Source organism: Streptomyces longwoodensis (assembly GCF_001514125.1).
GTDB classification, from domain to species: Bacteria; Actinomycetota; Actinomycetes; order Streptomycetales; family Streptomycetaceae; genus Streptomyces; species Streptomyces longwoodensis.
Genome location: NZ_KQ948558.1, coordinates 317,603 through 330,707, shown reverse-complemented (window position 1 = coordinate 330,707; position 13,105 = coordinate 317,603). Strand labels below are relative to the sequence as shown.

Annotated in this window: 8 protein-coding genes; 3 read left to right on the top strand and 5 right to left on the bottom strand. The window is 74.3% G+C overall.

The annotated features are described in order from the left end of the window. Positions 1-466: 466 nt before the first annotated feature. Positions 467-1,126 (bottom strand): M15 family metallopeptidase, encoded by a 660-nt coding sequence (locus AQJ30_RS25945; RefSeq protein ID WP_067238625.1) that lies wholly within the window; start codon positions 1,124-1,126, stop codon positions 467-469. Positions 1,127-1,530: 404 nt separating this feature from the next. On the opposite strand from AQJ30_RS25945, the gene AQJ30_RS25940 reads away from it, so the two are divergent. Beyond that, positions 1,531-4,656, top strand: a complete 3,126-nt coding sequence (locus AQJ30_RS25940; protein WP_067238622.1) for an AfsR/SARP family transcriptional regulator — start codon at positions 1,531-1,533, stop codon at positions 4,654-4,656. Positions 4,657-4,685: 29 nt separating this feature from the next. Here AQJ30_RS25940 and AQJ30_RS25935 read toward each other — a convergent pair whose 3' ends face one another. After that, positions 4,686-5,177 carry a peptidylprolyl isomerase gene (locus AQJ30_RS25935; protein WP_067238619.1) on the bottom strand — a complete coding sequence of 164 codons (492 nt, stop codon included), beginning with the start codon at positions 5,175-5,177 and terminating at the stop codon, positions 4,686-4,688. A 127-nt stretch (positions 5,178-5,304) separates the two neighbouring features. Further along, entirely contained in the window at positions 5,305-6,216 is a 912-nt protein-coding gene (locus AQJ30_RS25930) for an SGNH/GDSL hydrolase family protein (protein WP_079084303.1), read from the bottom strand. Positions 6,217-6,472: 256 nt separating this feature from the next. Between AQJ30_RS25930 and AQJ30_RS25925 the strand changes: the two genes are divergently transcribed. Together AQJ30_RS25925 and AQJ30_RS25920 are read left to right on the top strand one after the other, a co-directional pair. Beyond that, on the top strand, positions 6,473-8,749 hold the full coding sequence (locus AQJ30_RS25925; RefSeq protein ID WP_067238616.1) for a catalase: 2,277 nt from the start codon (positions 6,473-6,475) through the stop codon (positions 8,747-8,749). Positions 8,750-8,984: 235 nt separating this feature from the next. Further along, the gene (locus tag AQJ30_RS25920; RefSeq protein ID WP_245727124.1) at positions 8,985-10,475 is read left to right on the top strand and encodes an MFS transporter; all 1,491 of its coding nucleotides are present in this window, start codon (positions 8,985-8,987) and stop codon (positions 10,473-10,475) included. 91 nt (positions 10,476-10,566) lie between these two features. Here AQJ30_RS25920 and AQJ30_RS38800 read toward each other — a convergent pair whose 3' ends face one another. Together AQJ30_RS38800 and AQJ30_RS25915 are read right to left on the bottom strand one after the other, a co-directional pair. Continuing rightward, entirely contained in the window at positions 10,567-10,734 is a 168-nt protein-coding gene (locus AQJ30_RS38800; RefSeq protein ID WP_168218214.1) for a hypothetical protein, read from the bottom strand. A gap of 179 nt (positions 10,735-10,913) precedes the next feature. Continuing rightward, positions 10,914-13,097, bottom strand: coding sequence for a trypsin-like serine protease (locus AQJ30_RS25915; protein WP_067238615.1), 2,184 nt, complete (start codon positions 13,095-13,097; stop codon positions 10,914-10,916). Between the last annotated feature and the right edge of the window lie 8 nt (positions 13,098-13,105).

The following is a 13,105-nucleotide window of genomic DNA, read 5'->3' as shown; positions in this document are numbered from 1 at the left end:
GCTAGGTCGTGTCCGCAAAGTCCCGTCGTCCGCCCGGAGGGCGGGCCCTGCGGCGTCCGGTGCGTGCTCTCGGCGTGCCGGGCGGACGCCCGCGTACTGGCTGTACTCGGGTGTTCGCCCGGTGCGGCGAGAGTGCGTGCCGGGCGTCGCAGGGCTGGGGGTCCCCCCTCTGGGGGAGGGACTTTGCGGACACGGCCTAGGGCCGGTCGTCGTGCCCGTGCCGCCCGACGGGCCGGTGTCCGTCGGCGCGCTCCGACCGGTCGGCGCTGCCCCGTCGACCCGTACGGGTCCGCCGGTCGGGAAGGTGGGTTCGATCGTCGGCGACGTGGTCGTGGTCGCCGTGGCGCAGGTGCTCTCCACGGTGTGTTTCCCCCGTTGCTCCGTCGCGCGGCGTGGTCGCGCCGGCGACTCGTCGTGGCGGGACCGCCCGTTGCCGGACGCACCCGCCGTGTGGTTCCTCCCGGCGTCACGTCCGGGAGCGTTCGGTGGGCCCGTAGGGGGCCGCGGGTGCGCCGGACAGCAGCGCCCAGTACCGGTCTCCGTAGGACCAGTGCCACCACTCGGTCGGGTAGTTGACGAAACCCGCCGCCGTCATCGCCCGGCCCAGCACCGCCCGGTGGGCCCTGGCCACCGCGCCGACGGTGTCCGCGGCGGTGCGGCAGGCGCCCGCGCTCTCCTCGGGCGTGGCGTTGACCTCGGTGCCGAGCGGCAGTTCCGTGCCGTCCTCGGCGCACAGCGTCAGGTCCACCGCGCCGCCGCTGACGTGCGGGGCGACCTCCGGCGGTGAGATGTAGGCGCTGGCCAGCTCCCGGACCCGGGCGGGCGACGCGGCCGGATCCGCCGCGCGCAGGGTGGCCGAGTACTCCTCGAAGTAGCGGCGCTGGAGGCCGGGCGGGCGGAAGCCCTCCACGAGCAGCAGGCGCAGGCCCGGCGGCAGCGCGCCCTGGGCGACCAGCAACCGCCTGAGGACGTCCGCGCGGACGTGGGCGTACGACCCGTCCTCGTCCGCCTTGCGCGTGTCGACGCGCAGGGCGGCGGTGCGTCGGGTGTCGACCAGGGGCTCGCCGTTGTCGGCGACCCGGGTCGCGGCCACCCGGTGGTCCGAGAGCAGGATGATGTCCGTCACCCTCGACAGCGTGGACCGGGCTCCTGCAGGAACGCCGCAGATCCTCTGCAGGCGCGACCCGTCCGTCCTGCAGGACGGGCGCCTGCCGGGGGAAAGGGCCGTTCACCCTCCCCGGTGACGGGCTTTCACGCCATTCTTCCCGCCGCTCGACCGGGTGACGGCTCCCGGCGACGTCGTGCGCACCCCGCTCATACGGCGACCCGCCACGCCCCGTCCCGGGGGCGGGAGGCGTGCGCCCGCTGCGTCGATCGGCGGATCGCGCACCGGACGCCCGACGCATTCCGGCCACCCCGCCACGCCCACCGGACCGCCGTGCGGAAGGGCGGCCCGGAGCCGGGCCTGCCGGTCCGTGGCCGCCGGTATGGTGGCCCCGACGTGCGGCAACGCGACATGCGGGGGACACGGTGGACGTTCGCCTTCTGGGACCGGTCGAGGTGTCGAGCGCGGGCCGCCGCCTCCCGCTGAACGGCGCCCGGCCTACGGCGATCCTCGCGGCCCTCGTGGTGCACCTCGGGGAAGTGCTGTCCGTGGACCGCTTGGTGGACCTGGTGTGGGAGGAGGACCCCCCGGCCACCGCCCGCGCACTCGTCGCCTCGCACGTGTCCGGGCTGCGCCGCGCCCTCGCGGGCACCGAGGCCGAGCACCTGGTCCGCACCCGCTCCCCGGGCTACGTCGCGGACCTGCCCCCGTCGGCCGTCGACGTCCGCCGCTTCGAGGAGGCGTTCACGGCCGGGCGCGACGCGGTGCGCGCCGGACGCGCCGAGGACGCCGTGACCGTCCTCGACACGGCGCTCGGCCTGTGGCGCGGACGCGGCGCCCTGGAGGGCCTCGGCCAGTCCTTCGCCCGGGTCGAGGCGCTACGCCTCGCCGAACTGCGCCTGGAAGCGCAGGAGTTCCGCTTCGCCGCGGAACTCGACCTGGACCGCCGCGCGGACCTCGTCGCCGAACTCCTCGCCCACGTCGCCGCCCACCCCCTGCGCGAACGCCCGCGCGGACAGCTGATGACCGCGCTTTTCCGCACCGGCCGGGTCGCCGAGGCCCTGCGGTGCTACGAAGAAGGCCGCCGGCTGCTGCGGACGGAACTCGGCGTCGACCCGGGACCCGAACTGCGCGCCCTGCACCTGGCCCTGCTGCGGTCCGACACCGCCGTGCTCGGCACCCCCGGCGGCCCACCCTCCGCGCCGCGCTCCGCCGCCGGACCCAGGGACCGGCCCCGGGGGCCCGCCGCCGGGCCGGCCGGCGGCGCCGTCCCGCTGCTGCCCTCGCCGCGCAGGGCGACCGAGCACCCGCCGGACCTGAGCACCCACCCTCCCGCACCCTCCCACCTCCCGCCCGACGTGGCCGACTTCGTCGGACGCGCCGAGCAGATCGACTGGGCCACCGGCCTGCTGGGGGAGGTCCGCGACCCGCGACGCACGGCGCCGCCCGTCGGCGTGATCTCCGGCCGCTCCGGCACCGGCAAGACCGCGCTCGCCGTCCACGTCGCCCACCGCACCGCCGGCTTGTTCCCCGACGGCCGGCTCTTCGTGGACCTGCGCGCCGCCGACTCCGCCCCGGTGCGCACCGCCGACGCCCTCGCCCGGCTGCTGCGCGCCCTCGGCGTGGACCCCGACCCGTCGCCCCGCGACGAGGAGGACCTGCTCGGCCTCTACCGCACCCACATCGCCCGCCGCCGGGTCCTGCTGATCCTTGATAACGCTGTCAACGAGGCCCTGCTGCGCCCCCTGCTGCCCCCCGGCGGCGGCTCGGCGGCCCTGGTCACCAGCCGCCGCCGGCTCGTCGCGCTGGAGGGCGCCGCCCACCTCGACCTGGGCGTCCCGTCCCCCACCGAGGCGCTCGACCTGCTGGCGCGGGTGGCCGGGCCGGCCCGCCCCACCGGCGAGCCCGCCCAGGCCGCCGAGATCGTCACCCTGTGCGGACGGCTCCCGCTCGCCGTCCGCATCGCCGGCGCCCGCCTCGCCGCCCGCCCCCACTGGACCCCCTCGCGCCTGGCCGCACGGCTGCGCGACGAGCGCCGTCGGCTCGACGAACTCCAGGCCGGCGACCTGGAGGTGCGGGCCAGCCTGCGGCTCGGCTACGCGGACCTCGGCGCGCAGGAACAGTGCGCCCTGCGGCGCCTGGCCCTGATGGACCTGCCCGACTTCGCCGCCCGGGTGGCCGCCCCGCTCCTCGACGTCACCCCCGAGGAGGCGGAGGAGACCGTGGAACGACTGGTCGACTACCACTTCCTCGAGGTCGTGCGCACCGACGAGACCGGCCGAACCCGCTACCGCATCCACGACCTCGCCCGCGAATACGCCCGTGAGCGCGGCCTCGCGGACGAGGACCGCGACGAGCGGCACGCGGCGATACTGCGGCTGGTGGACCGCTGGCGCGCGATGGCCCGCACCGCCGCCGCCCGGGGCCCCGGCGGTGCGTCCCGCCTGCTGCCGGCCACCGGCGCCGACGGGCCCCGCGCGCTGGAGGACGAGCCGACCGCCTGGTTCGCCGCCGAACAGGGCTGCCTGCTCGCCGCGGTGACCCACTGCGCGGAGCACGGACTGTTCGAGGCCGCCCGGGAACTGGCCGCCGCCCTCATGGCCGCCTCGGCCGCGCTCTACAACGAGTTCGAGGCCTGGTCCCGCTCCCACGAGGTGGCCCTGGCCGCGGTCCGCCGCGGCGGCGACGTGGAGGGGGAGGCGTGGCTGCTCCACGGGCTCGGCCAACTCCGGTTGGAACAGGACCGGTTCGACGAGGCCCACGCCTTCTTCGCCGCGGCGCTGCGGCTGTTCGAGGAGCGGGACGTACGCCTGGGCCGGGCGCAGGCGCTGGCCGGGATGGGGTCCGCCCGCCGTGAGCAGGCCTCCTTCGACGAGGCCCTGACCCTGCTGGAGTCCGCCCTCGCCCTGTACCGGGAGCCGGAGGACGCCGCCGCGACGGCGTACGTGCTGTACGGGGTCGGGAGCGTGTACCGGGACCAGGGGCGCCACCAGGCGGCGTGGGACACCCTGGCCCGCGCCCACCGGCTGTACGTGGCCGCCGGTGACCGGCACGGCGAGGCGCTCACCCTGCGCGGGCTGGGCCTGTGCCACCGGGCGCGCGGCGACCTGCCGGCCGCGGAATCGGTGCTGCGGCAGGCGCGGGACCTGTTCGAGGAGACCGACGACGCCTTCGGGGTCGTGTACGCCGACCAGGCGCTCGCCAAGGTGGAGCTGCGGCAGGGCCGTACGGCGCCGGCGCGCGCCCGCCTCGACCGCTGCCTGGAGGTGACCCGGGAGCGCCGGGACCTGTTCGGTGAGGCCCTGGTGCTGCGCACCCGCGGGGAGTGGCACCTGGCCGTCCGGGACGAGGAGTCCGCGATCGACGACCTGCGCCGGGCGCTCGGCCTGTGGGAAGAGCTGGAGCTGCCGCAGTGGCGCGCCCGCACCCTGCGCGACCTGGGCACCGCGGAACTGCGCCGGGGCGCGACCCGCACCGGCCGCGCGCTGCGCGAGGAGGCCCTGCGCCTGTTCCGCGCGCTGGGGTGCCGGGAGGCGGACGAGGAGCCGTAGCCCCCGTCACGCCTCCCGGCGGCCGTGGCTCAGACCGTGCCGCTGGCCGCGATGGTGACCTTCGCCTTCGGAGAGCCGCTGCTGGAGCCGAGGGACTCGATGCGGTCGACGACGTCCGACCCCTCGACGACCTCGCCGAAGACCACGTGCTTGCCGTCCAGCCAGCTGGTCACGACCGTGGTGATGAAGAACTGCGAGCCGTTGGTGTTGCGGCCCGCGTTGGCCATGCTCAGCAGGTAGGGGCGGTCGTGCTTGAGGGTGAAGTTCTCGTCCTCGAACTTCTCGCCGTAGATGCTCTTGCCGCCGGTGCCGTTGCCGGCGGTGAAGTCGCCGCCCTGGAGCATGAACTGGGGGATGATCCGGTGGAACGAGGAGCCGGCGTAGCCGAAGCCGTGCTGGCCGGTGGCCAGCTCGCGGAAGTTCCGCGTGGTCTTGGGCACCACGTCGTCGAACAGCTTGAAGGTGATCCGGCCGGCCGGCTCGTCGTTGATGGTGATGTCGAAGTAGACGTTCTCGCTCATGCCGCCCAACCTATCGTCGTGCGGAGCCGGCGTGACGGGAGGGGCACGTCAGGGGGACGTGCCCACCACCCGGCAGGGTGAGCCGGTGCCGGGGCGCGGCGGCCGCCCCGGCGCGCGGACGGCCCGGTCAGTGGTGCCCGCGGCCCGTGCGCAGCCGGTCCAGCACGGCGCCCGCCATGGCCTCCTCGCCCTTGGCGTTCGGATGGGCGGGAGCGGCGGGGGAGGCCGGGCGCAGCGGCTCGATCCAGCGGTCCCCGGGGGCCTTGCACATGTCGTGGCCGACCGTCGGGCCGTAGGTGTCGACGTACTCGGCGCCGTTCCAGCGCGCCACCAGCTGGAGCATCAGGTTCAGGCGCCTGCCGGTGTCGCGCAGGTAGGGGAAGTCGCCCGTGGCGAACGGCACCGTGGGCGCGCAGCCGCTGCCGTCGTCGGGCAGCAGGTCCGGGTAGCCCACCACGAGCACCCGGGCGTGCGGCGCGCGGGCGTGGACGGCCCGCAGGACACGGGCGACCTTGGGGGCGGTCCGGGCGATGGCGACGGTCAGCTCGTCGACGCCGTCGGCGCCGTAGTGCTGTCGGCAGGGGTCGCCGGCCGGGTCCTGGGCGGCGACCTGGGCGCAGGTGGCGATGATGGAGCCGAACCCCACGTCGTTGCCGCCGATCTGCACGGTCACCAGGTCGGTGTCGCGCCGCACGGCGTCCAGTTGGGGGCCGTTGGTGCCCTGCGCCTTCCACATCTGCTCGGTGGTGGCGCCGGCGCAGCTGACGTCCTTGAACACCACGCCGGGCAGCGTCGCGGCGACCAGTGAGGGGTAGTTGCGGTCCGAGCGCGCGCAGTTCGCGTCGACCTGCCGGGGGATGAGCGGCCCGGAGGTGTAGGAGTCACCGAGGGCGGTGTAGTCCGTGGTCCGGCCGGAGCCGTGGGCCGCCGCCGGTGCGGTCGAGGCCGCCACGAGGGCGCAGCCCCCCAGCGCCGCCGCCCAGGTGGCGGCCCGTCGGCCCCGTCCGCGCCCGCCCGCGTGCGCTGTGCCGTACGTCATCGCAGTCCTCCCCCTCGATCGGGTCACGGCGCGGCACGCCCCCGGGGCGCGGGGGCGGCTCACACACGTCGACTGCGCATGTATACCGGCCGGTACGTCATGAGAGCCAGGGGTCGGCACGGCCGAAAACGGTGGGCCGGCTGCGCAAGCCGGGGCGGGCGGTCGGGTGATTGTGCCCCCGCGATGCTTCGATCAACGCGGCTCGGGTACGCGTCGCGGGTCCCCCCAGCGCATGCGATGTGAGGTAACGACGGCCATGACCGAAGAGAACCCGCTCAAGCGAGCCGTACGGAAGGTCTCGGACACCCTGCAGGGCATGGCAGGGCCCGAGGAGGGGATCCCCGGCAAGCCGGGACCGCAGTCGCCGCCGGTGGCGGAGCCCACCGAGCCGCGCGACCCGCTGCCCCCCAAGCCCGACCAGAGCGGCCCGGCCACCATGTCGCCCACCGGCCACCCGACCGGCGCCGACCAGGCCGACGTCGCCCAGTCCGGGAGCCGGCTCACCACCGCCCAGGGCACCCGCCTGTACGACACCGACCACTCGCTGAAGGCGGGACCGCGCGGCCCCGTGCTGCTCCAGGACCACCACCTGCGCGAGAAGGTCATGCACTTCGACCACGAGCGCATCCCGGAGCGGGTCGTGCACGCCCGGGGCGCCGCCGCGCACGGTGTCTTGCAGAGCTACGGCACGGCCGCCTCCGTGACCCGGGCGGCGTTCCTCGCCCCCGACGCCGAGACGCCGGTCTTCGTCCGGTTCTCCACGGTCCTCGGCTCGCGCGGCTCGTCCGACACGGTCCGCGACACCCGCGGGTTCGCCACGAAGTTCTACACCACCGAGGGCGTCTTCGACCTGGTCGGCAACAACATCCCGGTGTTCTTCATCCAGGACGCGATCAAGTTCCCCGATGTGATCCATGCGGGGAAGCCGCACCCCGACCGGGAGATCCCGCAGGCACAGAGCGCCCACGACACGTTCTGGGACTTCGTCAGCCTGCACACCGAGGCCACCCACCACACGCTGTGGAACATGTCCGACCGGGGCATCCCGCGCTCGTACCGCACCATGGAGGGCTTCGGCGTCCACACCTTCCGGCTGGTGGACGCCGAGGGCGGGACCACGCTGGTGAAGTTCCACTGGAAGCCGAAGCTGGGCGTGCACTCCCTGGTGTGGGAGGAGGCGCAGATCATCAACGGCGTGGACCCCGACTTCCACCGCCGTGACCTCGCGGACGCCATCGAGGCCGGTGCCTACCCGCAGTGGGAGCTCGGCATCCAGACGTTCCCGGACACGCCGGACCAGACGTTCGAGGGCATCGACCTGCTCGACCCCACGAACCTCGTGCCGGAGGAGCTGGCACCCGTGCAGCCGGTCGGCCTGCTCACCCTGAACCGCAACCCGTCGAACTACTTCGCCGAGACCGAGCAGGTCGCCTTCCACGTCGGCCACCTGGTGCCCGGCATCGACGTCACCGACGACCCGCTGCTGGCCGGTCGCCTCTTCTCCTACCTGGACACCCAGATCACCCGGCTCGGCGGCCCCAACTTCCCGCAGCTGCCGATCAACCGCCCGCACGCGCCGGTCAACGACATGCTGCGCGACGGCATGCACCAGACCGCCGTCCACCGCGGAGTCGCGCCCTACCGGCCCAACTCACTCGACGGCGGCTGCCCGTTCACCGCCGGTGCCGACATGGGCGCGTACGTGGAGACGCCGGTCCGCGTGCCCGAGGCGACCAAGGTCCGCGCGGCGCCGGAGTCGTTCGCTGACCACTTCAGCCAGCCGCGCCGGTTCTGGCTCAGCATGACCCCGGTCGAGCGCGAGCACATCATCGCCGCGTACACCTTCGAGCTGGGCAAGTGCTACGAGCAGGCCGTCAAGGAGCGCACGCTGCAGGTTCTCGCCAACATCGACCCGGTGCTGTGCTCGGAGGTCGCCGCGGGCCTCGGCCTGCCGGCGCCCGAGCCGACCGTGCCGCTCGTCGACGTGGAGCCGAGCCCGGCGCTGTCGCAGGTCGGGCAGACCTGGCCGGTCGACGGCCGGATCGTCGGCATCGTCGCCGGCCCCGACGGCGACCTGGAGGGCGTGCGCGCCGTGCGGGAGGCCGTCCTGGCCGCGGACATGGTGCCGCTGGTCATCGCCCCGGTCGGCGGCGAGCTCGGCTCCGGCGAGGAGGCCGTGACCGTGCAGCGCACCTACGCCACGGCGCGGTCCGTGGAGTTCGACGCGCTGCTGGTCGCGGGCGTCCCCGGCGCGGGTGCCGACGCGTACGGCGCGCGGGACGCCAAGGCGGGGCTCGGCGCCGGCGCGGTCGGCGTCACCGACCCGCGGGTGGGGCTGCTGTTGTCGGAGGCCTTCCGGCACGGCAAGGCGATCGGCGCCTGGCAGGGCGCCGAGGCGGTCCTGGAGGCGGCGGGCGTGCCGGCCGACGCACCCGGTGTGGTCGTGGCCGGCAGCGGCACGGACGCGCTCCAGCAGGTCGTCGGCCTGCTCGGCGCGCACCGCGTCTGGGAACGCTTCCCGGCGGCCGTGTGAGGCGGTCGTGTGAGGTGACCTGGATCATGTGACCACCGACACAGGTGTGGTCCGGGTGGGCGTGGGCACACGCACGGACGGAGATGGGGGCGGCGCTGCCTGGGGAGGTCTGCGCCGCCCCCGTTGTCGTCGGCTCGCACGCGGTCCCGCGTGCCCGCGGCCCGGACCGGCCCCCCCGCCGGTGTCCACGGCCCGCGCCGACGCGCACCTGACCCCACACGAAAGGCACCATGCTGTGGCCGACGCACATCCGGCGGAACTCCCCGAACAGGTACGCACCGACCTCCTGCGCAGGCTGAGGCGCCACAAGCGCGCCTTCCGCGAGGACGACGTGCAGGTCGTGGAGCGCCCCCTGCTGCGCCGCGCGGTCGGCGCCTCGGCGCTCGGCAACTGCATGGAGTGGTTCGACTTCGGCGTGTACAGCTACCTGGCCGCCACCCTCGGCAAGGTGTTCTTCCCGGGCGCGTCCCCCGCCGCCCAGGTGATCTCGTCCTTCGCCACGTTCGCCGCGGCGTTCGTGGTGCGTCCGCTCGGCGGTCTGGTCTTCGGGCCGCTCGGCGACAAGCTGGGCCGGCAGAAGGTCCTCGCCACCACCATGATCCTGATGGCGGTCGGCACCTTCGCCATCGGCCTGATCCCCAGCTACGCCACCATCGGCGTGGCCGCGCCGGTCCTGCTGCTCATCGCCCGCATGGTGCAGGGCTTCTCCACCGGCGGCGAGTACGGCGGCGCGACCACCTTCGTCGCCGAGTACTCACCGGACCGGCGGCGCGGCTTCCTCTCCAGCTGGCTCGACTTCGGCACGTTCGTCGGCTACGCGCTCGGCTCGGCCCTGGTGACCGCGCTGAACGCGGCGCTCACCGACGACCAGATGCTGGCCTGGGGCTGGCGCGTGCCCTTCCTGATCGCCGGCCCGCTGGGCGTGATCGGCCTCTACATGCGGCTCAAGCTGGAGGAGTCGCCCGCCTTCCAGCAGCAGCTCGACACGCACGAGAAGAGCATGGCCCAGGCGTCCGCGGGCAGCGAGCTGCGGTCGATCGTCAAGGACCACTGGCGTCCCCTGCTGGTCTGCATGGGGCTGGTGCTGCTCTACAACGTGACCAACTACATGGTCACCGGCTACCTGCCCACCTACCAGACGGAGACCCTGGGCCGCTCCAGCGGCTCCGCCGACGTGCTGGTGCTGGTGGCGATGGTGTGGATCGTGGTGCTGATCACCTTCGTGGGCCGGCTCAGCGACCGCGTCGGGCGGCGCCCGGTGTACGCGGTCTCGGCGATCGGCATGATCCTCCTCGCCGTCCCGTCGTTCCTGCTGCTCAAGGCGCACGGGACGTGGCTGCCGATCCTCGGCGTGCTGATCCTCGCCACGCTGCTCGCCGGCTTCGCCGCGCCGAGCGCCGCGACGCTGCCCGCGCTGTTCCCCACGGCGGTGCGCTACGCCGCCATGGGCATCGGCTTCAACATCGCGGTCGCCGCGTTCGGCGGCACCACCCCGCTGTTCACGGCGGCCCTGGTCGACGCCACCGGCAATGACCTGGTGCCCGCGTACTACCTCATCGCGGCCGGGATCATCGGTCTGGTGACCGTCCGCTTCCTCCCGGAGAGCGCCCAGGTGCCGCTGAAGGGCTCGCCGCCGATGGTGAGTTCCCAGCAGGAGCGCCAGGAGCTGATCACCACCTCCGGACGCCTCTACCGGACGGCCGAGACGGCGTCCGGACGACGCTGACACCGCGCGTCACGAGCAGGCGCGGCAGGCGCGGCACGACGTGGAACGGCGGCCCGGATGGACACCATCCGGGCCGCCGTTCCACGTCGGATCACCGTCTGCGGGCCCAGCCGGAGCCGATCCCCGCGACGTGCAGGGCGAGCGCGGTCAGCCCCAGCAGCATGATGTTCACGGACGAGAAGGTGTCGTTGGTGCTGATGTCCGCGGCGTTGATGAGGAAGCTGACGAAGAACAGGACTGCGGCCACGATGCCGAGCATCACGGGCTCCTTTCGGACGAGCGGTAGGGGACTACGGATCGTTCACGTGAGACCCGTATGCCCAGCGGACGCGTCCGCAGACAGAAGTCTTCGCGGGGGAGGGCGACTTGGGCCGGCGGCCCGTGCCGAGGGGCCGGTCCCGGCGCGGCCGCGCCCCGGAACCGGCCCTTCCCGACAGGTCAGCGGACCGCCGACCCGAAGGCCTTGCCACCCGAGGGGATGCCGCCCGTGCCCGGCCGGAGCACCGTGACGGTCCCGTCGGCGTCGGCGTTCGTGGTGTACGACGTGACGTTGCTCCACGGCACCTGGTAGACGGCGCCGCCGGAGTGCGGGCCGTTCGGCATGCCGATGTCGAGGTGCGTCGGCGACAGGGCGATCACCTGGCCCATGTGCTGGTTGGCGCCCGGGGTGCCCGGCACCTTGTTCCAGCCGGCGTACAGGACGTCGTTGTGGTCGCCGGGCGCGGTCAGCAGGGAGAAGGTCTGCACGGAGCCCGCGCCGGCCGTGGTGCCCTGGGACTCGCCCGGGACGCCGACCGCGAGCTGCAGGTCGGACCAGGACGGCGCGGCCTTGCCCGGGGCGAGGTTGAGGGCGGCGACCGCCTCACCGAAGCGGTCCCCGGTCTCGATCCCGCCGGCCACGTTCGGCTGGTCCTGGTGGATGACCTTGAGCTGGGACCAGTCGCGGTCGCCCGGGAAGTCGATCGTGTAGACGGCGCCCGCGTTGGCCACGTTCGTCGTGCCGTCGGTCGCCATGATCGACTCGCCCGGGGCACCCACGGCGATGACCGAGTCGTCGCCGGTGCCCTTGGGGACGATCGCCACGGACTGGCCGAAGGCGTCCCCCTTCTCGGCGCCGCCGGAGATCTTGTCGCTGTCCTGGTCCACGCCCGCGCGCACGATCGGCTTCTGGTTCAGGCCCAGGTTGTGGGTCAGGACGGCGAAGCCGCCCGCGTCGGCCTTGTCGCCGATGTCCTCGCCCGGCACGCCGACCACGATGTTGGTCCTGTCCGCCGCCACCGAGGTGCCCAGCCGGTCGCCGGCCTCCGGGGAGCCCGGCAGGCCGCCGCCCTGGGAGAGGAAGACGTTGGTGGTGCCGTGCACGTACACCACGGAGCCCGCGTCGGCGACGGAACCGACGTCCTCGCCCGGGTCGCCGATCACGACGTACGGCTCGTTGTCACGGGTGATCCCGGCGGCCAGGGAGTAGCCGAGCGTGTCGCCCTTCTCCTTCCCGGCCTCCTTCAGGCTGCCGTTGCCCTCGCCCTGCGCGTAGTTGTCGGCACCGCGTCCCTTGCCCAGACCGGCCGGGGAGCCGTAGAGGACGGAGACCATGCCGACGTCGGCCACCGAACCGGCGTCCTCGTACGGGCTGGACACGACGAGGTCGGTGTAACCGTCCTTGTTGTAGTCGACGGTGGCCAGCGCGAAGCCGAAGCGGTCGCCCGCCTCCGCGTCGCCGGGCACGGAGTCCAGGCTCTGGTCGAGCTGGGCGGTGCCCTTGCCGCCGCCGTACACGACGTGGACGGCACCGGCCTCGGCGTCGCCGCCGACGGTGGCCTTCGGGTCGCCCACGGCGGTGTCCTCGGCGCCGTCGCCGTTGAAGTCGGCGAACGGGGCCGACTCGACGGTGGACCTGACCCAGCCCGCGATGTCGTCGGTGCGGGTGACCACCGCGTGGGTGGAGGTCTGCGCCGCGTCGGTGCCGAAGCACCCGCCCTGGTCGGAGCGCGAGGCGATACCGAGCAGGCCCGCGGAGGTGAACACGGGCGCGCCCGAGTCGCCGGCGCAGACCGCGGCGCCGGTGGCGCCGTGGACGGCGAAGTCCGTCGCGTCGACCTGGTCGACCTGGAACGTCTCGCCGTGCAGCTTCAGCGGCGCCCACTCGTCCTTGGTACGGCCGTACCCGGTGACCGAGACGGCCGCGTCCTTGGCGGGGGCCCCGGTGGCGATGCCGGGCAGGCCGATGCCGGTGACGGGCGCGGAGAGCCGGGCCAGGACCAGGTCGCGGTCGTCCCGGGGGACGAGCTGCACCACGTCGCGCACGACGCCGGCGGTGGTGGTCAGGTCGGTGCGGCCGATGGTGGCCGTCGTCCTCAGCCGGGGCGCCCCGGCCGGGATCCGGACGGAGGCGGCCGGGTCGTCCGCGAAGCAGGACGCGGCGGTCGCCAGCCACTGCGGGGCGATCAGGGTCGCGGAGCACGCCTTGGAGCCGGCGCCGATGTCCAGGCGGGCGGTGAAGGCGTGGCCGGTGCCGCTCTCGGCCGGGCCGGTCACGGCCTGCGCGGAGGGGGCGGGGGCGCCGAGGGCTGCGGCGGCCAGGAGAACTGCGAGCGCGGTGCCGCGCTTGCCATGAGTCGTCATGGTGGAGT